20 protein-coding genes are annotated in these 26,423 nt (G+C 65.3%); 14 read left to right on the forward strand and 6 right to left on the reverse strand.

What is annotated here, in order from left to right; all coding sequences use genetic code 11:
• Positions 1-63: 63 nt before the first annotated feature.
• The gene (ald, locus tag CH294_RS05270) at positions 64-1,146 is read right to left on the reverse strand and encodes an alanine dehydrogenase (RefSeq protein WP_032376195.1); all 1,083 of its coding nucleotides are present in this window, start codon (positions 1,144-1,146) and stop codon (positions 64-66) included.
• Positions 1,147-1,262: 116 nt separating this feature from the next.
• On the opposite strand from ald, the gene CH294_RS05275 reads away from it, so the two are divergent.
• Positions 1,263-1,787, forward strand: a complete 525-nt coding sequence (locus tag CH294_RS05275; protein ID WP_037172859.1) for an Lrp/AsnC family transcriptional regulator — start codon at positions 1,263-1,265, stop codon at positions 1,785-1,787.
• A gap of 6 nt (positions 1,788-1,793) precedes the next feature.
• Here CH294_RS05275 and CH294_RS05280 read toward each other — a convergent pair whose 3' ends face one another.
• Both CH294_RS05280 and CH294_RS05285 read right to left on the reverse strand, forming a co-directional pair.
• The gene (locus tag CH294_RS05280; protein ID WP_141216447.1) at positions 1,794-3,833 is read right to left on the reverse strand and encodes an Hsp70 family protein; all 2,040 of its coding nucleotides are present in this window, start codon (positions 3,831-3,833) and stop codon (positions 1,794-1,796) included.
• Positions 3,834-3,996: 163 nt separating this feature from the next.
• Positions 3,997-5,448, reverse strand: coding sequence for a hypothetical protein (locus CH294_RS05285; protein ID WP_141216448.1), 1,452 nt, complete (start codon positions 5,446-5,448; stop codon positions 3,997-3,999).
• Positions 5,449-5,699: 251 nt separating this feature from the next.
• Between CH294_RS05285 and CH294_RS05290 the strand changes: the two genes are divergently transcribed.
• From CH294_RS05290 to CH294_RS05345, 12 genes are all read left to right on the forward strand, one after another.
• Positions 5,700-5,957, forward strand: coding sequence for an acyl carrier protein (locus CH294_RS05290; protein WP_032376192.1), 258 nt, complete (start codon positions 5,700-5,702; stop codon positions 5,955-5,957).
• Positions 5,958-5,961: 4 nt separating this feature from the next.
• Positions 5,962-7,116, forward strand: coding sequence for an acyl-CoA dehydrogenase family protein (locus CH294_RS05295; RefSeq protein WP_032405520.1), 1,155 nt, complete (start codon positions 5,962-5,964; stop codon positions 7,114-7,116).
• Positions 7,116-8,063, forward strand: a complete 948-nt coding sequence (locus CH294_RS05300; RefSeq protein ID WP_032405519.1) for an amino acid--[acyl-carrier-protein] ligase — start codon at positions 7,116-7,118, stop codon at positions 8,061-8,063. Before CH294_RS05295 ends, CH294_RS05300 begins: the two co-directional genes overlap by 1 nt.
• Before the next feature lie 41 nt (positions 8,064-8,104).
• Entirely contained in the window at positions 8,105-9,877 is a 1,773-nt protein-coding gene (locus CH294_RS05305; protein ID WP_249305071.1) for a hypothetical protein, read from the forward strand.
• A gap of 110 nt (positions 9,878-9,987) precedes the next feature.
• Positions 9,988-11,562, forward strand: coding sequence for a lipopolysaccharide biosynthesis protein (locus tag CH294_RS05310; protein ID WP_176458364.1), 1,575 nt, complete (start codon positions 9,988-9,990; stop codon positions 11,560-11,562).
• The gene (locus tag CH294_RS05315; protein ID WP_094737223.1) at positions 11,559-12,830 is read left to right on the forward strand and encodes a hypothetical protein; all 1,272 of its coding nucleotides are present in this window, start codon (positions 11,559-11,561) and stop codon (positions 12,828-12,830) included. The genes CH294_RS05310 and CH294_RS05315 overlap by 4 nt, the downstream gene beginning before the upstream one ends.
• Positions 12,827-13,528 (forward strand): DUF998 domain-containing protein, encoded by a 702-nt coding sequence (locus CH294_RS05320; protein ID WP_094737224.1) that lies wholly within the window; start codon positions 12,827-12,829, stop codon positions 13,526-13,528. Before CH294_RS05315 ends, CH294_RS05320 begins: the two co-directional genes overlap by 4 nt.
• The gene (locus tag CH294_RS05325; RefSeq protein WP_249305073.1) at positions 13,525-14,511 is read left to right on the forward strand and encodes a glycoside hydrolase family 16 protein; all 987 of its coding nucleotides are present in this window, start codon (positions 13,525-13,527) and stop codon (positions 14,509-14,511) included. Before CH294_RS05320 ends, CH294_RS05325 begins: the two co-directional genes overlap by 4 nt.
• A gap of 47 nt (positions 14,512-14,558) precedes the next feature.
• On the forward strand, positions 14,559-15,845 hold the full coding sequence (locus CH294_RS05330; protein WP_249305074.1) for a glycosyltransferase: 1,287 nt from the start codon (positions 14,559-14,561) through the stop codon (positions 15,843-15,845).
• Positions 15,826-18,078, forward strand: a complete 2,253-nt coding sequence (locus tag CH294_RS05335) for a hypothetical protein (RefSeq protein ID WP_094737226.1) — start codon at positions 15,826-15,828, stop codon at positions 18,076-18,078. Before CH294_RS05330 ends, CH294_RS05335 begins: the two co-directional genes overlap by 20 nt.
• 213 nt (positions 18,079-18,291) lie before the next feature.
• Positions 18,292-19,149: a glycosyltransferase family 2 protein gene (locus CH294_RS05340; protein WP_080734185.1), complete on the forward strand. Its 858-nt coding sequence runs from the start codon at positions 18,292-18,294 to the stop codon at positions 19,147-19,149.
• Entirely contained in the window at positions 19,146-20,108 is a 963-nt protein-coding gene (locus CH294_RS05345; protein ID WP_032405515.1) for a glycosyltransferase family 2 protein, read from the forward strand. Before CH294_RS05340 ends, CH294_RS05345 begins: the two co-directional genes overlap by 4 nt.
• A gap of 43 nt (positions 20,109-20,151) precedes the next feature.
• On the opposite strand, the gene CH294_RS05350 is transcribed toward CH294_RS05345, so the two are convergent.
• Positions 20,152-22,590 carry a glycoside hydrolase family 2 protein gene (locus CH294_RS05350; protein ID WP_094737227.1) on the reverse strand — a complete coding sequence of 813 codons (2,439 nt, stop codon included), beginning with the start codon at positions 22,588-22,590 and terminating at the stop codon, positions 20,152-20,154.
• Entirely contained in the window at positions 22,587-23,591 is a 1,005-nt protein-coding gene (locus tag CH294_RS05355) for a DUF1839 family protein (protein WP_052057764.1), read from the reverse strand. Before CH294_RS05355 ends, CH294_RS05350 begins: the two co-directional genes overlap by 4 nt.
• 357 nt (positions 23,592-23,948) lie before the next feature.
• On the opposite strand from CH294_RS05355, the gene CH294_RS05360 reads away from it, so the two are divergent.
• Positions 23,949-24,887, forward strand: a complete 939-nt coding sequence (locus tag CH294_RS05360) for an endonuclease/exonuclease/phosphatase family protein (RefSeq protein WP_094610980.1) — start codon at positions 23,949-23,951, stop codon at positions 24,885-24,887.
• Positions 24,888-24,910: 23 nt separating this feature from the next.
• Here the strand turns inward: CH294_RS05360 and CH294_RS05365 are convergent, their stop codons facing one another.
• The gene (locus CH294_RS05365) at positions 24,911-26,272 is read right to left on the reverse strand and encodes an Hsp70 family protein (protein WP_052057766.1); all 1,362 of its coding nucleotides are present in this window, start codon (positions 26,270-26,272) and stop codon (positions 24,911-24,913) included.
• Between the last annotated feature and the right edge of the window lie 151 nt (positions 26,273-26,423).

A 26,423-nucleotide genomic window follows, 5' to 3' on the forward strand; every position in this document is an offset into this window, starting at 1 on the left:
CGCACGTGCACGAAAGTTCGTAGTGGACTACGCGTTTCCGCTCACGTGCGGCGGAGCCGCTCCTCAGGCGAATGCAGCTGCGACGGTCTCCGACAACAGTGCACCGTTGTGCGTGCTCAGTCCTGCCTTCAGACCCGCGTCTGCCTCGCAGGCAGCTTCCCAACCCTTGTCGGCGAGTGCGACGACGTACGGCAGGGTGGCATTGGTGAGCGCGTAGGTCGACGTGCGCGGAACGGCTCCTGGCATGTTGGCGACGCAGTAGAACACCGACTCGTGCACCTTGTACGTGGGATCGGCGTGGGTGGTGGCATGCGAATCCTCGAAGCAGCCGCCCTGATCGATGGCGATGTCGACCAGCACCGAACCTGGCTTCATACGCTGAACCAGGCTGTTGGATACCAACTTCGGAGCTTTGGCTCCGGGCACCAGCACCGCACCGATGACGAGATCCGCGGCGAGAACGGCTTGTTCGAGTTCGTACGCATTCGACACCAGAGTCTTGACGGCACCGCGGTACTGATCGTCGATGGCACGCAGCGCCTTCACATCGAGATCGAGAACGGTGACGTCGGCGTGCATACCGAAAGCGATTGCAGTGGCATTCTTTCCGGACACACCGGCTCCGATGACAACGACATTGGCGGGACGTACTCCGGGCACTCCGCCCATGAGAACTCCACGTCCTCCTTCGCTGGACATCAGGTGGTAGGCACCGGCCTGCGGCGCAAGGCGCCCGGCAACTTCACTCATCGGCGCGAGCAGCGGCAGCGAACCGTCTGCGGCAGTGACCGTTTCGTAGGCAATGGCCGTGGTACCCGAATCCAGCAGCGCATCGGTGCAGGCCTTCGACGCCGCGAGATGCAGGTAGGTGAACAGCACCTGCCCCTTGCGCAGGCGTGAATACTCTTCGGCGATAGGTTCTTTGACCTTCAGCAGCAGCTCGGCTGTTTCCCAGACCTCGGCGGCATCGGTGAGGATCTGTGCACCGGCGGCCTTGTAGTCGGTGTCGGTGAACGACGATCCGGCTCCTGCCTCGGTTTCGATGATCACTTCGTGTCCTCGCGAGACCAGTTCGTGCACGCCTGCCGGGGTGATGGCCACCCGGTATTCGTGGTTCTTGATCTCGCGTGGAATTCCGATCTTCATGGCGGCCTCCTCGGTGGTGGGTGATGTGAAGCCGTGGCTCCATCCGTGTAGGCCAACTATGAATTATCTACGGAATACCCGCAACGGAAGTGAATATAATTCTGTACGATCCTGAAATGGTGAGTAATAGTTCGTTCGAGACGGGTGGCACGGGGTCCCAGCCGAACGATGTTCGGCCCATCCCGTTGGACCGGATCGATCACATCCTGCTCGACGAGCTCCGTCGCGACGCCCGTACACCCAACAATGCACTTGCTGCCGCTGCCGGCGTGGCCCCGTCCACCGCACTGGCCCGGGTTCGTGCCCTCGTCGAACGCGGTGTCATCCGTGGCTTTCACGCAGACATCGATCCCGAGGCCCTCGGCCAAGGCATCCAGGCCATGATTTCGGTCCGGCTCCAAGCAGATGCTCGACGGCGGATCAGCGAATTCGGATCCAAGATCGCCTCCCGAAAAGAGACGCTGAACATCTACTTCATTGCCGGTGCCGACGACTTCCTCGTCCACGTGGCAACCGTCGACACCGCCACGCTCCGCGATTTCGTCGTCGAGAATCTCAGCGCCGACCCTGCCGTCGCCGCAACCGAGACGATCCTGATCTTCGAACACATCAGACCGCGAAACACTCACGGAGAGAGGTGAATCGGGTCAGGGAGCAGCCGGAGCGATCGGCGGGAAGCCGGGCAGCGTGAAGTCCGGGAAGCCCGGAATCAGCGGCGGCGGCTGTTGCGTCGTCGGGGGGACGGACTCGACCGGCGGCGGCGGTGCGGGCTCGGCAGTGGTGGTCGTCGTCGTCGGTTCCGGCGTCCACGGCTCCTGGTAGACCTCGGTCTCCGACGGCACGGTGGTCGGTTCGACGGTGGTTTCCGGCGCGGGAGGCGGCAACACCGGAGCAGGTGTCTCCGACGTGGGCGCAACCGTCGTGGCGGCGGGGGCCTGAGTTTGAGTGCGGCTCACCGAGGTGTCGACCACCTGCGGCGTGTTCTGATGGGTGAGCATGAACCCGGATACGCCTACCACTGCGGCGAGGCCGAGCGCGAGCACACCACCGGTGCGAAGCCTGCGCCGAGCGCGGGTTCGATCGTCCTCACCGTCGTCGTCGTCGTAGTCGGCATCGAGCCAGTAGATGTTCTTCAGCTGGAACGGAACCGGCTTACCGTCGTCGTCGACCGTCGCCTCGGTGTCGACCCGCTTCTCGGGTGCCTGCGTGACACTGTGCGCTACAGCAGTGTCGGCCACCTCCGAATCGTCGACCGCGTCCTCGACGGTGCCCTCCCCGGCATTCGTGCTCAACGCAACGACCTCCCCGTCGACCCGCGCCCCCTGCACGTGGTCGCCCGGAACATCATCCGCTACGGCCGGAGACGACTCCGGCTCGACAGCAAAAGAATTGGGAGAATCGACAAGGGAATCGGTGAATCTCGAGGATTCGAACCCGCCGACCGTACTCGTGGGGTCGACCGCGTCGGCGATGGTGGTGTCGACCGGGGCCGACGCGACCCAGGGACGCGCGGGCACCGGACGGGTTGCGGTCGGCACCGGAGCAGGTACCGGCGGTGCGGCGTGCATCGATTCGGTGCGAGCCGGAATCGGACGGACCGGCGCTGCCGGCGGCGGAGTAGGTTGCGGGGGCCGAGGCCGCGCCACCCGCGACTGCGGCGGACGCGGCGGTGCCGGTCGGTGCTGCGGAATCGGCGCAGATGCGAGGGCCGAGTCGACGCGAGTCGCGGGGTCGATCCGATCCGAGGGTTGCGGTACCGCCTGCCGGTTCGCGTCGGGGCTCCGTCGCGGATCGGTTCGAGTGCGCGAATGAGGTCGCGCGGCCAGAGCCGCTCCACGCGCAGCGACGGTCTCGGGCTCGGTCGGCACGATCGACGGCAGTTCCAGCAGCGGCCCGACGCGATTCTGCACGATCGGCATGCGTGCGCCTCCACCGATCAACACGACGGCGTCGATGGGCACGTTCGCGCCGATCAACACTCCGCGCGCAAATTCGATGGCTTCGTCGAGCAGGTCGGTGATCAACAGCTCGAAGTTCTCGCGCGAGAGCAGAATCATTCCACTCGCATCGGGCAGGCACACCGCATCCTGGGTGGACAGGCGTTCCTTGGCGATTCGGCAGCGCTTCTCGAACAGCGAGATGTCGGGGTCCGTCGTCTTCTTGCCGAGGCGCTGGAGTTGGTTGTTGCGTACGTAGGCGTCGAGCAGGTCGCCGCTGTACTCACCCGATCGCTGCGAGGCGGTGACGGTCCGCTGCACCAGGTCGACGACGCTGACCGTCAGTCCGGAACTGCCGAGATCGAACAGCGCGACCGACCTGTGGTCGCGGGCCTCGCCGGTTGCTGCGAGGTACTCGACGACGGCTTCCACCTCGTGCACCAGGTGGTAGTTGTGCAGGTGGGCACCGGCGAGCGCGGCATGCAGCGCATCGGCCTGCCGAGGGTCGCGGTAGGCGACACCGGTGGCGAGTTCGGGCTCGGTCTCGACGGCCGCGCCGATCGACTCGGCGGCCAGATGCGGGAGGTCGCCGCCCACGCTGTCGATGAGTTCGTTGCGGAAGAACAGTGGTCGCTCGATGTCGGTGACCAGGCCGGAAGCGTCGGCGACGGGAGCCTGGAACTGCTCGGCTCGGGGCTGCGCCGTGCGCACAGCCCGGGTCCCCATGGACACCCCAAGCAGCACAGTCACGGTTGTCGGCCTCACTTCGTTCGGCAGTTACGGCGGACGCGGTACACCTCGTCCAGAGCGCCAGGCTACCGCCTCGACCGAAACTACGGGGCGCGCGCCCCTGAGCAGCCATGGCAATACGGGTCTCGCTCCCCGTTGGAGCCGCTCGTTCCCGTCGTGCGGTCTATTCCGGCAGTTCCGAACCGATTTCCGGTCGGTAGAGCTCGCCGTCGTAGGTGAAGGCCCGCTCGTACAGATCCGCGTCCGACAGGCGAACCGGCCCCTGGACGGGCAGCTCGGCCGGCCCGGGAGCTGCATCCTCGGCCGGACCGGCCGCGTCGGCGAGCGCGGCAGCGAAGCCGGCATCGACCGGAATCTGCTCGTCGATGAGCGGGGTGGGTGCCGGAGTGTTCCCGCGGGTGAACACCAGACCTGCCACCGCGACGATCACCAGGGCCACCGCCGCCAGCACGGATGCGTCCCGCACCGACCATCTCGTCGTGCGCCGCGCCGGCTGGGTGACGACATCGGGTTCGAGAACCTCGGGCTCTTCGACCGCTGGCTCTACAACCGCAGGCTCTACAACCGCGGGCCCGATCACCGAAGAGTCGGCTGCGGCAGCGTCGAAGACGGTCGAGGTGATCGCCAGTTCTTCGGTGGCGAGCTGATCGACGGTCAGGCCGTCGACCATCCACTCGTCGACCGCGCCGAAATCCGTGGTCCGGGGCGCATCGAGAAGCTCCGACGCGTCGTCCGGCACGGTGATGATTCCCACATCCGCGTTCAGCACATCCGCGTCCGAAACATCCGCGGCATCCGGAACATCGGTGTCGACGGCGGCTCCGATAACGGGCCTCTCGTCGAGCGCTGCGCCCTTGGCGATGGCCATTGCCGGCGCGTCCGGCACATGGACCGGCACATTCCATTTGTCTTCGATGATCGTGCGCACCGCGGGAATGGCTGCGCCGCCGCCGATGAGCAGTACCGCGTCGGGAGCCTGCTTGGACGCCCAGTCCAGGGCGTCGGACACGAGTGGGGTGATCTCGCGCTCGAATTCCTTGCGGCTGAGCAACATCGGGCCGCGGTTCGGTGCCCGGACACCCGCCGACGAGCTGACGAGTTCCTTGAGTTCACGGAAGAACGCTTGATATTCCTCGTCGCCCTCCGGGCCGACCGGTGCAGGCAGGATGCCCTTGGCCATCACGATGCCGCGGACCACCTCGTCGAAGCGATCGCCGCTGATGTCGACGGTGCGTGCGGTCCACTCGATGTAGTCGCCCGCGACGTCGAGCGCGGTGGCCGACAGCCCCTTCTTGCCCAGGTCCACCACCAGCACGTAGTCCTTGTCGGCCAGTTCCGGAACCGTGCGCGCATAGGCCATCAGGGCCTGAGATTCCTCGACCATGCGGGCCTTCGGGACCGTTCGGTCGCCCAGAGTGTCGAGAAGGGCCGTGACGGCTGCGGTGTCCCACCCGGCGAGCACGATGTCCTCGAACGGGCCGTGGTCGACCAGCTTGCCGGGCAGCAGGTCGTGTGCACCCGCTGCATCGATGGAGTCTTCGACGCGGCGCCCGTCCGCGATGTACGCGATGCGCACGGCACCGGTACCGACGGACACCCCGCAGACTCCACTCATCGACCAGACAGTCCTTTGCACATTGCGATTCGGCGCCCGATCCGGCGCCCTCACGAGCCCCCGCTCCACTCGAAGTGTACGGCGGTCCGAAGGACCGATGCGGGCATCGAACTAACGCTACTAAACAATCTAGGATATTGTTTGGGAGGGTCTGGGGAGACTTTGGGTCGAAAAGGCGCACAGCCAGCGGACCTGGAGACGACTACGAGGCCGTCCGGTCTCGTGATTAACGCGATCGGTGGAGGTTTTCGATGCAGACGCTCAATGCTCAGGACGTGGTTCGGGTGCGAACTGTTCTGGAGAAATTCGGAAAGCTGCCGGTCCCCGTGGAGGGCATCGACGAAGCCGCCGATCTGTACGACAGCGGCCTGACCTCGCACGCGAGTGTCAACGTGATGATCGCCCTCGAGGACGAGTTCGACGTCGAATTCCCCGACACCATGCTGCAGAAGTCGACGTTCGGCAGCATCAACGCCATCGCCGCGGCCATCGCCCAGCTGACGGACTGAAGCCATGACCACCGTCTACGAGAGCTCGATCGACCAGTCGATGACCGACGTGCTGGCCGTTCTGCGGACCTATGCCGACGAAGTCGATCGCGATGCCCGTTTCCCCACCGAATCGGTGGATGCGCTGCGCGACGCCGGGCTGCTCGGTGTCGGGATTCCGCGCGAGTTCGGCGGTGGCGGGGCAACCCTGACAGACATCGCCCGCATCTCGCGTGCCCTCGGCTCCGAGTGCGCATCGACGGCGATGATCTTCGTCATGCACCAGTCGCAGGTGCTCAGCATCGTGCGCCACGGCAAGTCCGACGCCATGGCAGACCTGCAGCGACGAATTGTGACCGATCGCATCCTGGTGGCCTCTGCCACTACCGAGATCAACATCGGCGGCGACGTCCGCTCGAGCAGTTGTGCGGTGGAGTACGACGGTGAGCGGATCACCCTGAGCAAGAATGCGCCTGTGATCTCGTACGGCGAGTACGCACAGATCGTGCTGGCAACGGCGCGACGCAGCGTCGACAGCCCGCCGAGCGACCAGGTCCTCGTGGTGTGCGAGAAGCCCGATGTGACGCTCGAGAAGACCGGCACCTGGGACACCCTCGGATTCCGCGGCACCTGCAGTCCCGGCTTCATGCTGGCCGCGCGCACGACGACGTCGAACATTCTGGGCGACAACTACGGCGACATCTCCGCGCAGACCATGCTTCCGGTGGCACACGTGCTGTGGGGATCGGCCTGGCTCGGCATCGCCGACGCCGCCGTGACCAAGGCGCGCAAGTCCGTACAGAAGGCCGCGCGCAAGACACCGGGAACACCGCCGCCGAGCGCACTGCGGCTGGCGGAGTTGATGGTGGTTCACGAGCAGTTGGTGGACACGGTCTTCGGCGCAGCGGCGAAGTTCGAGGCCGTCGCAGACAGTCCGGCCGAGCTCGGGGCAATCGGTTTTGCGCTCAAGATCAACAACGTCAAGGTCACCGCGTCGACGCTCGTCATCGACATCGTCGGCAAGGCCCTGCAGATCTGCGGCATCTCCGGCTACCGACAGGACGGCGAGCTCAGCATCGGCCGGCACCTCCGAGATGCGCACGGGTCCGCAATCATGGTGAGCAACGAGCGCATCCTCGGCCACAACTCGCAGCTCTCCCTCGTCTACAAGGGAAAATGATGACAACCACACAGTCCGTACCGGAGACCGAAATCAGCGAACTCGACTCAGCCCGAGCAGCTTTCCGCGCCGAACTCATCGACGCGGGCCTGTTGGTGCCCAGCTCGATTCCCGGATTGTACGGGCGCAGCGGCGAATTCGAGGACATCATCGAATTCATCGATTCTCGCGTCGTCGCGGCCGGGGCCACCGAGCACGGCTATCGGGCCAAGCGATTCCGCTTCGCTCCGGTCTTCCCCCGAGAGGCCTTCGAGCGCACCGATTACATCGCGTCGTTCCCCAATCTCACCGGTGCCATCAATACGTTCGAGGGGGACAACAAGGAGCACGCAGCGTTGTTGGCGGAGAGATCCGACGGCAAGGACTGGGATCACTTTCTGCATTCCGCCGGAACCATGTTGGTCTCGGCGGCCTGCCACCCGTCGTACTCGATGCTCACCGGAACACTGCCCGCCGACGGTGCCCTGATGGACATCTACGGCTTCTGCTTCCGGCACGAGCCTGCGGTCGATCCGGCTCGGATGCAAGCATTTCGGATGCACGAGTTCGTCCGCGTCGGCACCCCCGACGAGGCGATCGAGCACCGCGAACGCTGGGTGCCGCGCGGCTTGCAGGTGCTGGCAGATCTGGGACTCGAAGCCGAGGCGGTCATCGCCAACGATCCGTTCTTCGGTCGCGCCGGACGCATGCTCGCGGCAAACCAGCGCAACGAGAACCTCAAGACCGAACTGGTCGTCAAGCTCTACGGAGATCTGGACGACGGCACCGCGGTCGTCTCGTGCAACTGCCACCGCGATCACTTCGGCCACACCTTCGACATCGCAACCGTCGGCGGCGAACCGGCTCACAGTGCATGCGTCGGGTTCGGTATGGAACGCATCGCGCTGGCGATGCTCCGCACCCACGGGCTCGATCGCTCCGCGTGGCCGGCTGCACTGCGCCCCTGATCGATTCCGCTTCACCCGTGTACGCAGAAGGACCATTTGAAGTGAACAGTTCCCGCACCGCTCCTCGGCGCATCGGCTCCGTTCCCGCCGAGTCCTCCTCGCGTACCCCGGGCGGCAAGTACCCGACGTGGTTCGGTCCGTCCGATTCACCGCTGTTCGGTACCGTCCACGTGCCGTCCGACGGCCGGGCTCGCGGAGGCGTCGTCCTGTGCCCGCCGCTCGGCAAGGAGCAAGTGGACTCGTACCGGGGCATGACTCTGCTGGCGCAGAAGCTCTGTGCGCAGGGACTTCTGGTGTTGCGATTCGACTACCGCGGCACCGGAGATTCGTGGGGAGATCAGGACGGGCCCGGCGCGGTCGGCCACTGGCAGCGCAGCGTCGTCGAGGCCGTTGCCTATGTGCGCAGTTGCGGTGTGGGCGAGGTCGGGCTGGTGGGCCTCCGCATGGGCGCACTCCTGGCCTGTTCGGTCGCCGCCGAGTGTGGGCCACTGACCTCGTTGACGCTGTGGGATCCGGTCGTCCGCGGACGGTCGTACCTGCACGAGCAGCGCGCACTGTATTCGGTGAGCGTCACCACCGACTCCGACGCCGATCCCCGTGTGTCGATCATCGGCGCTGTGCTGCATCCTGATTCGGTCGCAGACTTCGCCGCACTCGACGCCGCGAAGACGACGACCGACGCACCGGTACTGGTCGCCACTCGCGCCGAGCGCGGTGACTCGAAGCCGGTACGCCGACTGGTCGACGCACTCTCGGCCGACGAGCACACGTTGTCCGATCACGACGAGTTTCTCGAGCCGAGCGACTTCGAGGTCATCATCCCGGCCGCGGACATCGCCACTCTCGCCACCTGGACGGCGTCGAAGTTCCCGAGCCGACCCGCCTACGACGTCGAGGTGCTGCGTCGAACGCGATCACTGGTCGACGGAATCGCCGAGAGCATCGAATTCCTAGGTGCGCAGGAGCTTTTCGCGATTCGTTCCAGTTCGGATCGCTGCCTACCCGGTGGGCCGACGGTGGTGTTCTACCCCACCGCGAACGAGCATCGCGTCGGTCCGGTGCGCATGTGGGTGGAACTGGCCCGGCTGCTCCCCTGGTTCGGAGTCTCGACGGTGCGCTTCGATCGGCGTGGCACCGGTGAGTCCGGTGCCGTCACCGATGGGGAGGTGACTCGGCTCTACAGTTCCGAAGGAAACGAGGACGCCCTCACCGCCGTCCAGCAGTCGGGTACCTCCCCCGACCATGTGCTGGTGTCCGGAATGTGCTCGGGGTCATGGTATTCCAGCTTTGCTGCCCGAGAGATGGGAGTGCGGTCGGCAGTACTTCTCAACACGCTGGACTGGACCACTCGTCGACTCGAGTTCGTCAAACGCTCCTCGATGCACACCGAGGAGACAGGACTGCGGGCGCGGGTACTCGATCGACTGCACCACTGGGGTGTCGCGACCAAGAATGCACTGCAGCCGCGGATTCCCTATGCACTCTGGATCTGGCTCGGACGGCGCGGGCTGATTCAAGTGCCCGAGATCTCGTTGCGTCTTCTCAGCGATCGGGGCGTTCGGACGCAGGTACTGCTCTCCCCCTCCGACGCCACCTGGTTCGAGACCAACCGGGGGCCGGAAGGTATGCGCCGGTTGCAGCGTCGAGCATCCGTCCCCACCGTCACGTCTTTCGAGTCCGGTGATCATTCGCTCTACGGCCGCGATCTACGGGAGAACGTGAGAGCCGAACTGATCGCGGCCACCTCCGCTGCGTTCGACATCGAGATCTCCGCGCCGTCGCCGCCTGTCGCAGTGGGGCGGGTCCGGCTGTGAAGCACCGCGCTCCCAGGATCGCGCCACCCAAACACGAGCAGCTCGAACAACTTCGGTGGTATCCGGTCGAACCTGCGCGGTTCGACATGGGTTTGATGAACAGTCCGACGATGCCGGTTTCGACCGTGCCACGTCACAATTCGGTCCGCGTGTTGGATACGAACCCCGATCACCTCGCCGCAGCCGACGTGAAGTCGGTACCCGAATCGGGTCCGGGTTCGAAGGCGTCCGATCGTAACCTCGCGCTCAATTCGCTGGCACTGATGCTCTCGACGGCCATAACCGGGGCGCTCGGATTGCTGTTCTGGGCTGCGGCAGGCCGCCTCTATCCCGTGGCAGAGGTCGGCAGCGCGTCTGCCGTCATCACGTCCGCGGTGATGCTTTCGACGCTCTCCAACCTGAGCCTCGGTTCGATGTACGAGCGATTCCTTCCGGTCTCGGGCCGGTTGGCGAAATCGTTCATCGTGCGCGGTTATCTCACCGTGACGGCGTTCGCATTCGTGCTCGGCGGCGGCTTCCTCCTGGTGGCTCCCAGGGACGAGATGTTCACCAACACCGCCGAAATCGTGACGTTCCCGTTCTTCGTCGCGGTGCTCGCGGTGTTCGCGCTCCAAGATCAGACCTCGTCCGGTCTCGGTGTCGCACGCTGGGCGGCCGGCAAGAACGTCTTCCACGCCGTCCTGAAGTTCATCCTCCTGTTGGCGCTCTTCACCACCGAGCGCAGCACCTCGATCATCTCTGCGTGGGCGGTCCCCGCGATCGTGGCATCGATCTTCGTCCTGCGCGCCATCTTCAAGAACGTGCGCACCGAACAGCGGTACGCCGGCAAGCCGGATCTGCCGCCCAGACGCGAAATGTGGGCCTACTTCGGCTCGGCCTACGGCATCACCGCACTCGGTTCGCTCGCTCCACTGCTCGTGCCGATGATCGTCGTCGCCACCCTCGGAGCCGAGCAGAACGCATACTTCTCCCTCACCTGGTCGATCGTGAGCGCCCTCTACATTCTGATCAGTGTGCTGATCGGCCCGTATGTCGCCGAGGTCGCCGCACATCCCGAACAGTTCCACCGCCTGACCAAACGGTTCATGACTCTCGTGTGCATCGTTGCTGTCGGAGGGTCGATCTTCCTGGCCTTCATCGCACCGTTCGGCCTCGGCTTGATCGGCCAGGGTTACCGCGACCAGGGCACCATCATCGTGCAGCTCGCCGCGCTCACCATTCCGCTCTCGGTGGTCGGTTCCCTCTACGACGGTTTGGCTCGGGTCCGTCGTCGCATGCGATTGGCCGTGATCGTGCAGGTCGTGGCCACCTCGCTCATCATCGGCGGATCGATCGGGCTGTCGTCGTCGATGGGCATCGCGGCCGTGGGCTGGGCCTACCTCGCTGCCGAGGCATTCGGCGCACTCGTGCTGATCGTGCCGCTGATTCGGTGGATCCGTGAGCTGTCGGCAGGCAGCAACGGTCAGTCCGGCAACGATGCTGGATCGCCCGATCATCCCGGTCCACGCGGGCCGATCGACGATCGTGACGGCGGCTCCCCCCGCGAGAGTCGACGGGAACCCCGACACGGTGAAACAGGAGATCGCGGACCTCGTCACAGCGAGCCACAGGACGCGCCGCGGCAACACGACGAGCCGTCGCCGCGTCGCATTCCGGTGCACGCTCAACACAGGACGGCGCCATGACCCAGATCTATCGAGCAAGCTCGTTGGACATGCTTCGGTCCGATTCACGAATCGTCACCGTGCTGGGGCCTGCGGATTTCGGCGATCTCGCACGTGTGCAGGGCCGCGTGCTCGCGTTGGCGTCCATCGGTCCGGCAACTCGACTGGGTCTGCGTGCCCAACAGTCCTCGGCGGCATGGGCTTTCGAGCCGGATCGGGTTGTCGAGCACATCACCGAGGGCCCTCACGTCGACCACGAGCAGTTGGCCGAGGAGTTGACCGAGTTCTCGCATGCGTCCGCTGCCGAGGTTCCCGTTCGGATCCGCCTGGCCGGTCGGTACCTGTTCCTCGATCTCAATCACGGCCTCGGCGACGCGCTGTTGCCGGTCGACCTGTTCGCCTACTTGGCCGACGCCACCCCTGACGCTTCGCTTCCGGCCTGGGCCGGCAGTGCAGTGGAGGGCCATCCTTTGCGGAAGGCATTGCTGCACTGGGCTTTTCGCAATCCCCGGAAGGTTATCGACACGATCTACGGCCGCGTTCGTCCCGGCATGAAGCAGGAATCGACCGAGGTATCCAGCACCGCATCGCCGACAGCATCTGTGCCCTGGACACCGTCCGCCGCGGTCGCCGTTGCCGTGACGCCGGCGGGCACCACCACCGCGATTCGTCGGTGGCGAGAATCCAATCTGCCCGGCGCGAGTGTCAGTGCCGTGATGTGCGCGGCCGTGTCCACGGCGTTCGTGCGTACATCGTTTTCGGTCGCTCGGTCCGCAGGGTTTCTCTTCGACTGCCGCCGCTACCTCCCGCCGTCGACCACGGTGCTCGGCAATTTCGCCGCTGGGATCGGTTTCACGGATATCGATCCCGCCTCGCCCGGTGAGGTGAACGACGCGTTGTCCGGTGCCATCGACAAGGGTCGTCCGATCGCGTCCGCGACGATCAGCACGATCAAGTACAAGCGTGAGCATCGAGCTGTCTCCGGTGTGTTCGACGACCGCGTTCCGGTGCGGCCGAACGTCGAACTCATGTTCTCGGATGTCGGTAGAGTCAGGCAGCTGGAGCCGGTTTCCTGGATTGCCGAACCTGCCGACCGCGCGTTCTTCGTGATCGCGGCTCCCGGTAGACCGGAGTCGGTGATGATCACGATGGAGACCATCGATTCGGTCGTGTTCGTCTCGGCATCGTTCCACGACAATGTTTTCGACAGCCACACCGTGCAGGCAGCACTCGATCTCGTGGCAGCCGACCCCCTCGCCTTGCTCGCCCCTCAGGAGAAGACCGCATGACCACCGAAGCGAAATCCGAAGTGAACGCCGCGACGGAGCGGGCCGAGCCGACCGCAGCACCGAAACGAGAGCGCTTCGTTGCCCATGTCGCTCGGTGGGCGGGGCTGTCGGTGGTGCAGTTCGTCCTTGTCGAGTACATCGTCTCGGCCACATGGCGTGGGCTCTACAGCTACCGCAACAATTACATCAGCGAACTCGGAATCCCCTTCTGCGGTCCTGTCGGCGATTGGCCGTGCAGCCAGCTCTACGTCCTGCTGAACGCCTCGATGGTGCTGTTCGGTGTGGCGATCGCGGCCGTGGGCGGATCGTGGTACATCGTTCGCCGGATCGATGGCAGGGCAGCCTCGTTCTTCGTCGTTGCCGGTGCGGGTGCGATCACGGCCGGCGTCGTCAACCAAGGCGTGAACTACCCGATCCACTCGTTCGGTGCCACCGTGTTCTTCATCTTCGGGAACTTCGGCCTCGTCGTCGCCGGTGGGCACCGGAGTCTGCGACGAACGATCCGCATCGTGGTCACTGCGCTGGGTGCCGTCGGTCTGGCCGGGTACTTCGCCTACATGGGTGGTCACGAATTCGGACTCGGCATCGGCTCCATGGAACGCGTCGCCACTTACTCCCTTCTGGTGGGCGTTCTGATCCTCTCGGTCTCGCAGTTCAACGCGACGCGAGTGCCGAAAACCCTCGACGAGTCCGCGTGAGCCGTCACTCCGCATCGGGCGGGGAGTCCGGCACAGGGACCGTCGAGGTCTCGCGGCTCCCCGGCTCCGGTCTGCTCGTCGAGCGTCCGCGCCGCCGTTGGCCGTCGGTGCTGACACTTCTCGTGGTGTTGGGACTGGTCGTCACCGGCACCGTGTACGGAATTGCGCATCGCTCGGACGGATCCGAGTCCGATGGTCGATCCACGGCCGAGGGCGGCGTCGACGCCACCTCCACGACGTCGGCGTCGAACACCGCGGCAGCCAAGCCCGGATACACCGTCTACGACGACTTCTCGGGAACGGCGGGCGACGCGTTGGCGGACGACCGATGGAGCCACGACGTCGGTCGGACCGGGTGGGGAAACAACGAGAAGCAGGACTACACCGACTCGACCGAGAACTCCTCCCTCGACGGCCAGGGCCACATGGTCATCAACGCCATGCGCAACGGTGACGGCTACACCTCGGCCCGAGTGACCACCAAGGACAAGTTCGAGTTCACCTACGGCCGCGTCGAGGCTCGGATCGAGATGCCTGCCGGAGCCGGACTGCACCCGGCGTTCTGGATGCTCGGTACCGATCTGGACTCCGTCGGCTGGCCCCTCTCCGGCGAAATCGACATCATGGAGACCCTGAACCAGGCAGACCAGTACCACACCGGAATCCATGCGCCCCAGCCGAATTCGCTCACCAGCCAGAAGGTGGACGCAGGCGGTATTCCACCGGAGCCGCTGTCGGAGGGCTTCCACACCTACTGGGTCGAACGCTCACCGGGCCGCGTGACCACCGGCATCGACGACACCACCTTGGCTACCGTCACCCCGGCCGACCTCGTCGGCGGAGACGACTACTGGGTGTTCGACAAGCCGTTCTTCCTGCTGTTCAACGTCGCCGTTGCCGGCGACTGGCCCGGGCCCACCGACAATTCGACGCCGTTCCCGGCGACCATGGCGGTCGACTGGGTGCGGTATCGCACCGATTGAGACCGCAGTACCTGCCCTATGTGTGTCACCCGAAAGGATCCCCTCCCGTGTTACCTCCCGCGCTCCCCAGACTCCAGTCTCCCGATTGGGACGGTGCCGTGTGGATCGGTGACATCGACCTGGAGCAGGATCTTCCGGAGTCTCTCGCCCTCGACGATTCCGACGGCTATCGGCGTGCCCGGCTGTTGATCCGACGTGGACTGGACCCGCTCGGCTTCGTCGAACTCGATGTCGTCGACGGCGCGGTCGCGGCAGAAGACGCGCGACGAGCGGCCATGTCTCTCGCGCAGGTTCCGATGCCCGAGGCTCTGCCGGAACCCGGCCGGTCACTGCCCCCGATCACGGTGGTGATCTGCACCCGTGATCGGGTCGATCACCTGAAGGGCGCGCTCGCATCGGTGTCCGCTCTGGAATACCCCGATTTCGAGGTGGTCGTCGTCGACAACGCCTCTCCGACCGATGCGACGCAGCAGTACGTCCACGGTCTGAGCGACAAGCGCATTCGCGTCGTGTCCGAACCGACGGCAGGGCTGTCGAGGGCAAGGAACACGGGTTTGCGTGCGGCGAGAAACACCATCGTCGCGTTCACCGACGACGATGTCGCGGTGGATGCGAAGTGGTTGCAGAGCATCGCGCGCGGTTTCGCACGAGCCGACCGGGTGACGTGCGTGTCCGGGATCGTGCCGAGCGGGGAGATCAGAACCCAGGCTCAGGCGTACTTCGACCGCCGTGTCGGGTGGGCGAGTTCGGTCACGCCTCGGGTCTACGACCTGAAGAACCCCCCGGACGATGTACCGCTGTTTCCGTTCCAGGTCGGCATGTACGGAACCGGGGCCAATTTCGCCGTGGACCGCGGACGGATGTTCGATCTGGGAGGATTCGACGAGGCGTTGGGAGTCGGCTCCCCGACCAACGGCGGTGAGGACCTCGACATGTTCTTTCGAGTATTGATGGCGGGCGACAAGCTGGTGTACGAGCCGGCGGCCATCGTGTGGCACCGACACCGCGCCGACTCGGAGGCCTTGGCGGTGCAGGCCCGCGGTTACGGCCTCGGCCTCGGTGCCTGGCTGTACACCGTCGCCACGAACCGCAGATCTGCGACGCTCGCCGCCACGGTGGCGCTCCGCCGGCTCGGCAGCGCAATTCGGTTGTCGGCCAAGATGAGCAAGGTCGCGTCGCCTCCTGACGATCTCGCTGCCGACCTTCCCGACGGCATCGGCCGAATGGAATTGCTGTCCATCGCCAAGGGCCCCGCGGCCATTCGGCGCAGCAGGCGCGAAGGTCGCGAGCGCACTCCGTTGGCGGGGGTGAGCCGTGAGCCGGTCCTCGACTGATTCCGGCCACCGGTCCCTCGGGGACCTGCGGCACAAGCTGTTCGTCCCGTCCGACTGGACCTTCGAATGGCCCGTCGGCACAACCGATACCGCGGCCGGCACGACGCGACACGCGGGCAGTCGACTGCGCTACGCCGACATCGCCGTTCTGGCAGCGGGGTCCGGTCTGGCCTCGATGATCGCGCTGCCCACGCTCGTTCGCGTCGTGCTGCTCACCGTCCTGTTGTTCTTCGGTCCGGGTGCGGCAATTCTGTCGTGGGTTCGCATCCCCCGTACCGCGGTTCCGGCTGCGCTGCCGATTCTGAGCATCTCGGTGGTGACACTGATGGTGTCGGCGGCGATGTGGGGATACCGCTGGTCGCCCCGGATGTGGACGTTGTGGCTGTGTCTGGCCCTGATCGGCTCGTCGGTGCTGTGGTACCGCAAGCACGGTCGTCCCGACCTGCCCGAGTGGATCGTGCACACACGTGCAGTCGTCTCACCGTCGTCACGCGCCGCGGCCTTCGCGTCGACCAAGTTCGTGCTGACCGACCGAGACACACTGCGCCGCAACGTTGCCGGCCTGATTCTCGCATTGGCCTTCTTTCTGTGGCTGCCGATGCTGCCCGGTCTCGAACGAGCGACGTACTCGCAGTTCGGGTTGCTGACCGCCGGCACCGGCCCGGGGCTCGTGCTGTGCATGGTCCTGATCATCGCTGCGTTCCTGATCGCACTGCGGCGGAATCAGCTGCGCACCATGATGGTCGCGGTCGGCCTCGCCATCGTGGTGCAACGATTCACCGTCACACTGATCACGTCCGCACCGATCTACGACTGGACGTACAAGCACGTCGCCGTCACCGAATTCGTCCTCGACCTGAACCGGCTGGCCCCGAGCGGGGTGGACATCTACAGCGAGTGGCCCAGCTTCTTCCTCGTCTCGGCGTGGTTCCAGCACGTCACCGGCTACGACACACTGTCGCTGGCGCACGTGTTCGCGCCGATGATCCACGTGGTGCTCGCCGCGTGCATCTACGGTTTGGCCCGAGTCATGAAGTTCACCAAGCGGGCCGCCGTCACCGCCGCGATGCTCGCCGAGGTCATCAACTGGGTGGGCCAGGACTACTACTCCCCGCAGGCCTGGGCGCTGCTGCTCGCCGTCGGCTTCCTGGCGCTGCTGATGTCCTCGCCGCTGACCCGATCCGCGGCGTTCCTGTCGATCGTTCCGTTCGCAGCGCTGGTGCCGACGCATCAGTTGACTCCGTACTGGTTGATGGCCGTCACCGGTGTACTGCTGGTGACGCGACGAGCCAAGCCGTGGTGGCTGATGATTCCGCTCGGCGTCATCCTGCTGGGGTACCTGTATCCACGGTTGCCGATCGTGGCACCGTACGGGCTCTTCCAGGGGTTCGACCCGGTTCAGAACGCGGCGAGCAACGTCCAGGAAGAGGGCGTGCTGGGCAAACAGATCACGTCCCTGGTCTGCCGGGCGCTGTCCGGCGGGGTGTTCGGCCTGGCGTTCGTCTCGGCGATCTACGCCTGGCGTACCAAGAAGACGTTCTGGGCCCCGATGGTGATGGCATTCGGTTCGATCATGCTGCTCGCCGGGCAGAGCTACGGCGGCGAGGCGATCTTCCGGGTGTACCTCTACGCGATCCCCGGGTGCGTTCTGTTGATCACGCCGATGTTCCTCGCCTTGTTCGACCGTCAGCCGTCCCAGGACCGGCCGTCGCGGGCCCGCAGGCTCACCGCCCGTACTTCGGTCGCGGTCGCCACGGCCGGCGCGATCGGTTCGGCTGTCCTCGGCCTGCAGGCGTACTTCGGACTGTGGCCCATCGTGCTCGAGCATCGTGACCAGATCGACGATGCCCGCGCGGTGGCCGCACAGTCGCCCTCCGGCACCGCCGTCACGATGCTCTACTCCTCGGGCTACCCGGCTCGGTCGACATCGGACTACGGCCGTCTGACCGAGGCCAACGACTACTGGGACGTTCCTCTGTACGCTCTCGGCCCCGAGTACATGCAGGGTTTCCCGACGCCGGAGAAGCTCGGCCAGATCGACTACAACGCGTCGGTCAGCGATACACCGACGTACATGGTGTTGACTCGGCAGTCGCTGGAAGCGATGCACTACTACGGGTTCGTTCCCGACGACGCCGTGAACCGTTTCCGGCAGTGGCTGCGCACCAACTCGGCGTGGTCGGTTCGGTACCAGGATGCCGACACGATCGTCTACCAGTACCGATCTCGGTAGCCGCATCACAAACTATGACGAGCGTCTCCAAACAATCTTCCAGTTGGTTTGTTTGCAGCTTGACAAACTCGTCGCATCTTTTAAGCTTGCTATCAGTCAATGGAAACAGGTTCTTACGCTTCACAACAAGCGCCAAGACACTGTCTGTGGATGCGGCGGGGGTCGTTTCACGGAGCTCGGAGACATCTGCCCATCGCACTCGACCCCTGTGGAATGGATATGTTGAATCGTCAGAATCCCCGCGTCAGTGTCGTCATCCCGACGCTCAACGAGGCCGCGAACCTTCGCCATGTCCTCCCCCTGCTCTCCCACGACTACGAGCTCGTGCTCGTCGACGGTGGATCCGTCGACGGCACCATCGATGCCGCTCGCGAGATCCGCGGTGATATCCGCATCATCAAGCAGACTCGCAAGGGCAAGGGCAATGCACTCGCCTGTGGCTTCGAGGCTGCCACCGGGGACATCATCGTCATGTTCGACGCCGACGGTTCGGCCGACGCTGCCGAGATTCCGCGGTTCGTCGAGGCCCTGATCGCCGGTGCAGACTTCGCCAAGGGCAGCCGGTTCTGCGAGGGTGGCGGCAGCCACGACATCACGCCGCTGCGTCGCGCCGGCAACGGCGGCCTGCACCTGGTGGCGAACACGCTGTTCGGAACCCGCTTCTCCGATCTCTGCTACGGCTACAACGCCTTCTGGCGCGACCTGGTGCCGGTGCTGGATCTGCCCGTCGTCGATCAGCCCGGAGCCGAGGGCATGATGCTCTGGGGCGACGGCTTCGAGATCGAGACCATCATCAACTGCCGCTTCGCCGAGGCTTCGGTTCGTATCGAAGAGGTGCCGAGCGTCGAACTGGCCCGGATCTACGGCCAGAGCAACCTGCGCACCTTCTCCGACGGCTTCCGAGTACTGCGCACGCTGATGACCGAGCGCATGCGGGCTCGCCGCATCAAGCGCAAGTCCATCGTTCGTCCGTTGCGTGAGTCGATCGACGCTCGTACCGACATGGACCTCGAGTTCGAGGCCCTGGAGTCGTACAACGAGGTTCTCGAACTGCGCGAGAGGACGGCGTGAGTCTGCCGACTTCCTCGGTCGTCATCTGCGCGTACACGTTGGCTCGGTGGTCCGAACTTCGGACCGCCGTGCGTGCCGTCCTCGATCAGGCCGTACCGGCCGACGAATTGATCGTCGTCATCGATCACAACGCACAGCTGGCCGAGCGCGCACGCGAGGAGTTCCTGCCGCTGCACGACACCGTGAACGTGGTGGAGAACAACCACCCGCGCGGCTTGTCCGGTGCGCGCAACACCTCTCTGGATCTCGCTACCGGTGACATCGTCGTCTTCCTGGACGACGACGCGTCACCGCGCACCACAGAGTGGCTCGGAGCCATTCTGTCCCATTACTCGGACGATGCCGTGTACGCCGTTGGGGGCTCTGCATACCCGGTATGGCCGGACAAACGTCCGGCCTTCTTACCGGCCGAGGTAGTGGGTGAACCCGGCGAACTCGATTGGGTCGTCGGGTGCACCTACCGCGGGCAGCCAACGGAAACCGCTCAGGTCCGCAACCTCATGGGCGCGAACATGTCGTTCCGCCGCGAACCGGTCGTCGCACTCGGCGGATTCGTCTCCGGCATCGGCCGAATCGGTCGCGTTCCGCTCGGCTGCGAGGAAACGGAACTGTGCATCCGTCTACGCCAGACGCATCCCGATGCACAGATCGTGTTCGATCCCTCGATCGTCGTCGATCACACGGTCAGCGCAGACCGCACTCGTCCGCGCTACCTCATCACTCGCAGCTACGCCGAGGGCGTCTCGAAGGCAGCTATCGCCCGCTTGATCGGGGCCGAGGACGCCCTGTCCTCGGAGCGGGCCTACACCGCCAAGATCCTGCCTCGCGCAGTCGGTCGCGAAACCAGTGCCGCTGCCCGCGGTAATCCGGTGCGCGCCTGGGGTGCGATGGCCGTGGTGGCAAGCGTCGGCGCGGCCGGAATCGGCTATGCCCGAGGCAAACTCAGCACGAGCCGCTAGCGGCACGTGCGCGGCTTGGGCCATGGACTGAATTCGTAGTCCACTACGAAGTTCTGTTCACGACCGTCGGTGCCACCGAGGCCCGCTGCAAGGAGTTCAGCGCACGCACATGCCCACGTGGTGCAGTCGCCCCAACACCGACGAGAGTCAACGTCCGGGGTTCGTTCGGTGCCAGGTGGAACCACGAGTCGGACACCTGGAAATTCTCGATGTCGACACAGACGTACTGCGCTGCCCACTCGGATCTGACCGTCAATTCCCATGTACCGGAATGCTTTTCGGTGACCTCGGCGGACAAGCCGACAGAGTTCTGACGGGCCTGCGGGCCGACGAGGACGGTGGTTCGCGTCACCTCCACCCCACTGGCGTCCAGGAATGCAGCGGTGACGGCGGAGTATGTTCGACGGCCGAAGCGGTAAGCATGATTGACGTCGGTGAACGTGCCGACGATGGAGTCCACCGTCAGCGCCACCGAGGAATTCGTGCCCACCTTCACCGACTGCTCGAATTCGTGACTGCCCCGAGACGCGTGCAGCACCACTCGAACCGTGCCCGTGCGCGCCGGGCCGTCGTTGACCACTTCCACCGAGTAACCGTCGAGTCCGTTGTCGGACAACAGTAGGGCCACCGGCGCGCTCGCCCGCGCCAATGCGTAGAAGGGCGCTTTCGGTACACCGGCGCTATCGACTATGCCCCAGCCGGCACCGGGAACCGTATCCCGCAACGTGAGCACCAGGGCACCGGCGCACCCCGAGGATGCCCGACGCCAATGGCCGAATGCTTCCGTGAACGCTTCGACCGTCGCGGCCCTGCCGTAATCGAGGTACAGCTCGGCGTCGTCCCGGCGAATCAGATGCGGATCGACTCCGAAGATGCTGCGTACGTAGTGATCTCGCACGTCCTCGAAATCCCAGGACGAGCCGCGATCGCGTGGAACGGCAGCTTTCCATTCCGGGTGGTGGCCGGCAACTGCGGCGGAACCGAAGAACCTCTCCACCGACGCTCGCTCCGGAGGAACGGCAAAAGCCAGACACTCTGCCGCGAAACGTACACCGGCGGTGCGGATATCGGACAACGGGCGGAGATAGCCGCCGACCCCGAAGTAGTGGGCGATACCGTCGCCCACATGCGTGTGCAATTCCCCCTGCACACCGGACGGGCTCGATGTCACATACGCCACCGCGGGCAGGCGACCGGCCAGAATGTCGGGAACAACGCTGTCCAGCATCTCCATTCGCTGATCGTCGGCGGCAAGCCCCAGCATCGTCGGTTGCTGCTGCGTCTCGCTTCCCCCACTGACGATCATCAGGGCGGGGTTCGCCGACACGGTATCGGCCAACGCGTCGAGCTCGCGGGTGACCGACGCCGTGAAGGTCTCGTCGGTGGGCGGGTCGACGGTGCCGAACATGACGTCTTGCCACACCATGATGCCCAGTTCTGCACACAGCGACCAGAATTCGGGTTGCTCGTACACCAGGGTGCCGACCACCCTCACCATGTTCAGACCCGCGGATCGGAGCTGTTCGAGCGCGGCACGCAGTTCCGCCTCCGAGGACCACAACCGCACCGGATTCAGCGGCGTCCACGTTCCACCTCGGCAGAACACGTCCGCTCCGTTGACCACGAGTTGCGCGCCGCCCGCGGTGCGGTCCAGCTCCACCGTACGAAACCCGACGACCCCCATGCGATGAACGGTGCCGTCGATCTCGAGCGCCACCCGGTACGTTCGCGGTCGGCCGTGCGTGTGCGGCCACCAGAGTTCGACATCCGGCAACGTCAGAGTCGAATCGATGCGCTCGACCGTGCCGAGCTCGACTGTGTGAACCGGAGACATGGTGTCGTCGATCACGATTCGCGCGTCTCGTGGCGAATCCAGCTCGGCGCGCAGAACCACGATCCCGTCCGTGCCGGACACAGCTGCCGACAGTTCGCTGCGACGAACATCGGGAATCGGCGCCATCGACACCGGACGCCATGGTCCGACGGCGATCGGAAGGGGCCCGTACACGGGTGCCCGGCCGAGCATCGTCGTGCGCTCGTGCCGAAGCCCTTGCGCTGCAATCAACGACGATCGCCAACGCCCGCGTGGACGTCGGGACTTCAGTTGCGCAGCAAGCGATTCGACGTGCAGGGCAATACGAACTGTGGGGCCGCATTCGGTCAGATCGACGATCTCGGGAACGAACATCGACGTCACCGTTCGGCGGTGGCTGCCGTCGATCCAGATCTGGGCACGAGTTGCGATGCCGCCGAACGTCACTCGCACCCGACGGTGGTCGGCGGTGGAGACCTCCGCCACGAACCACCAGTCGTGACCGTCCGGGTTCACTCCGGAAAGCGACGTGCCGAGGGCCGACGCCACCGTTCCGGGCACCTCTGCGTCGATCCACTCGAGATCGGCGGTTAGATCACCGGGGTCGAGAACGGAGCCGGCGTCGGTTCTGGCCAGCTGCCACCGAGCGCCGTCGAGCAGATCGATCACGTGCCCACTGCGCCTGCAACGAGATCCATGGCTGCCGCCCAGTTCTTGCTCATCTCGATCAGCGGCTCGTCGAGCACGACGTCCCGGCCACGTGCGGCGCGTGCCATTCGGAATTGCACGGCTTTGGCACCGGAGGCGGCATCGCGGAAGTGTGGTGCTGCCGCGGCAGCACCGGGCGCGCCGCGGCCGTCGAGGTATTCGACGTAATTCGCCGCGAGCTCCGCGGTGGCTCCGAATTGGCGGAGCAGTCCGAACGACCACAGGTGGAATGCGTCGGGCCCGGCGGTTTGGACGAGCGGAATGTCGGCCACGATGCGCCGGGCAAGCGCGTCGACCGGGTTTCCCGGTGCCCGCCGTGCCAGGTGCGCGCGAGCGACGTCGAGGTCTCGATCACCGAATCCGGCATCGAGTACCGCAGAGTCCACGCGGATCTGCTCGACGTAGGGCAGCAGCACCTCGGCATGCGGTTCGGGAGCGAGGTTGAAGATCCCGTCGAAGTCGGCCCCGGTGAGATCGAAGTACCCGCGATTGTGGAAGTACCCCATCACCTTGTCCTCGCGGTTGACGAGGTTCGGCACGATGGTGGTCTTGGTGTGTTGGTTTCGGTAGCTGGTGCCTGCGGTGTCGGGCAGCCAGAAGCCGTCGACTTCGACGGTGACGTGGATGCCGTCGTCCAGACCCTCGACCACATGCTCGAGCACGGGCCGCCACACGTTCATCTCGGCCACGTCGATGCCGTAGAGGGTGCGCAGGTCCTCGGGCATGATCTTCACGAAGTCCCATTGCCTGCCGTCGCACCCGGCACTGAGCACGAACGCCAGAGCGGGAGTGGGATCCGCGCCGAGAGAGTGCAGAACCTCTATCCAGAGATCGACGTAACAGTTGGTTTCGGTCCAGATGCGGTCGTGGTTGTGAATCGGGTGCGGTCGGTACGTGATGGGGTCCAGCTCGAGGACCCGTAATCCGGTTCCGAGCCTGTCCAGCACTGCATCGTTCGACATGAAGCCTCTCCTACCGGATCGAATGTCGGACGGTCCCCGAGCCGCATTTGTCCGTATTGCCTGTATCCAGGCCCCTAATCCTATCGACTGGATTTATTATTCGCACAGGATCGGACGGTAAGATTGTTTTTGTCCGGCGAACTATTTTCTGGGCCACCATCTCGACAGAAGCGGTATCGGACCCCGAAAACGAGGGCAGTCACACAGCGAACAGTTGGTTCCACGCCGGTAATGCCGGTGCGCAGCTTGTTCGTGATGGCACTTGCATATCGGCTCTGAGCTGGGCACATGCCGAGTGTAGACAACACCAGACACATCCATGCCCAACTCGGGCACGCAACAGGAGGTACCGCGGCGATGCGCCGTTTCATTCGCACCGCAGCGCAGGTCGTCGGCTGGGCTCTGGTCGCCGTGACCCTCGGAATGTTCGTCATCCGGCAAGTCGGAGTGACCGAGATCTCCTTCGTGGCGCTGGTAGTCGGAGCTCCGTATCTGGGCGTGGCCTCCCTCGCCGCAGTGATCCTCTTCGCCGCTGCCCGCGCCCGCGTCGGGTCGGCAGTCGCTGTGCTGCTCACCATCGCTGTCGTCGGAGTGCAGGTGCCGATGTTCCTGGCCGACGGGCCGGACAACTCCGGCCCCGAGCTGTCCCTGTTGACCGTCAACGTCGCGCATGGGGACGCCGACGCTGCAGCCATCGTCGACGCCGTCCGTGACCACGATGTCGACATCCTCGCCGTCCAGGAACTGACACCCGAGGAAGTGACCGATCTGCAGGCTGCGGGTATCGACCAACTACTCCCGTTCTCCTTCACCGCAGCTCTGCCGGTGGCCGACGGCACCGGCCTGTGGAGCCGCACCCCACTGACCGAGGGCACCCGTCTCGACAACTTCGGCTTCGTGCCGGTACAGGCCCAAACCACCGTCGACGGGCAGGATCTGACTCTCGTCTCGTTCCATGCGATGTCGCCGGCAACACCCAGGCACACCGCCGAATGGGATGCCGACCTGGCCAGGATGCGGTCGATCATGGAGACCTACCAGGACACCGCAATTGTTGCCGGAGACTTCAACGCCACCAACGATCACCGGCAGTTCCGAACGTTGGCGTCGACTCCGTTCTCCGACGCGGCCGACGCAGCGGGCTCGGGCCTGTTCCGCACGTTCCCTTCGGAGCGCCCACTGGCCCGCCTGGATCATGTGGTGACGAGCGATTCCGTTCGTGCCCTGTCGGTCCAGCCGCTCGCGATCCCCGAGAGCGATCACCTGGCGGTTCTCGCCGAGTTGCAGCTGCCCTGATCGCGGCCTGACGCCGAAGCGGGCTAGAAGCGCGGCAGTTGGATGACCGGTGGTGCCGGCAACTGGATCTGCGGAAGCTGAATCTGAGGAAGGCCGGGGATCAGCGGTGCCGGGGCGGGTGCGGGCGCGGGTGCAGCCGGCGGATCGTATTCCGGCTCGGAATAGGTGCGCGCCGGAGCCTGGGCGGCCTCGGTCGTGGGCGGCACCGTGGTAGTGGTGGGTGGCGCCGTGGTGGGCGGAACCGTTGTTCTCGGCGTGGTGGGCACCGCCGTGATCGGAGCGGTCGTTTCCGCTGGAGCGCTCGTCGGCTGTGTCGAACCACCGCCGTACCCGAGAGACAAGCCGAGCGCGGCAACGGCAACGAGACCGCCCGCGACGAGCACCGCGCCGCGGACCTTGCGCTTGGAGTCGGCCGGCTTGTCGGTCGCGGGATCGGGGCTCAACCAATCCGGAGCTCCCGACAACGATGCGGGCTCGGACGACGACTGCCGAACGCCCGGGGCCGGAGTGGGCTGACGCGGCGCGTCCGCAACCGGAGTCGCCAGCAGTGCCGCTCCGCGGGCAGCGACGGATTCCGGATCTGCGGGGGTGATGACAGGAAGGCCGATCCACGCGCTGAGAATCGACTCCACCAGCGGAATACGCGCTCCGCCACCGATGAGGACAAGAGCGTCGACGTGCTTGGGTGACCGCCCGATGACGTCGCGCACCAACCGAGCCGAGTACTCGATCGGAACGGTGACCAGCGACTCGAACGCCTCACGAGAGATCAGAATGACGCCGCCGTCACCGGGCAGGCACACCGCGCCACTGGTCGACAGCTGCTCCTTGGCCACGCGGCACCGCGCGGTGAACTGGCTCAGTTCCTGATTGTCGGCAATGTCGACGCCTTGCTTGGCGAGCTGGTTGTCCGAGATGAGCCGATCGAAGTCGTCTCCACTGATGTCGATGGTGCGCTCGGCCAGCAGCACCTGGCCGGTGCCGCGGTCGATGACGCTTATCGTCAACCCGGAGCTACCGAGGTCGTAGAGCCCGATCGTGCCGAAGTGGCCCAGTTCGCCCGATGCCTCCAGATACTGCAACGCCGCACGCGCCTCGGGCACCAGCCGGTAGTTGTAGAGCCGCTGGCTCGCCATCGCCTGCTGGATCTCACCGAACTGCTGCTGGTCGCGGTACGCCACTCCGGTTGCCTGCACAGGGCCGCCGTCACCCGGTTGCGACAGCACCACCCCGATCGACTCGGCCGCCAACTCCTCGGCGCGATCCCAGTAAGCGTCGACGGTGTCGTGGTGAAAACCCAGACGACCCGAATTCTGCGGGCGCGCGTCAGGGCGAGCCATGCGCACCGCACTGGCTCCCACCGACACACCGAGAACTTCGGTCATTACCCGCCTCTTGTCGATTTCCCCGTGAACACACGCCGAGACCCGATGTCACGAACCAGTCTCGATCCCCCCAAAGGCACACTGTAGCGCGTCCCGCGACTGCGCCCCAGTGGACGCGACATCTCGCGTCGACCACACCATTACAGTTGCC

The sequence above is a fragment of the Rhodococcus sp. 14-2483-1-1 genome, assembly GCF_002259335.1.
Classification (GTDB): domain Bacteria; phylum Actinomycetota; class Actinomycetes; order Mycobacteriales; family Mycobacteriaceae; genus Rhodococcoides.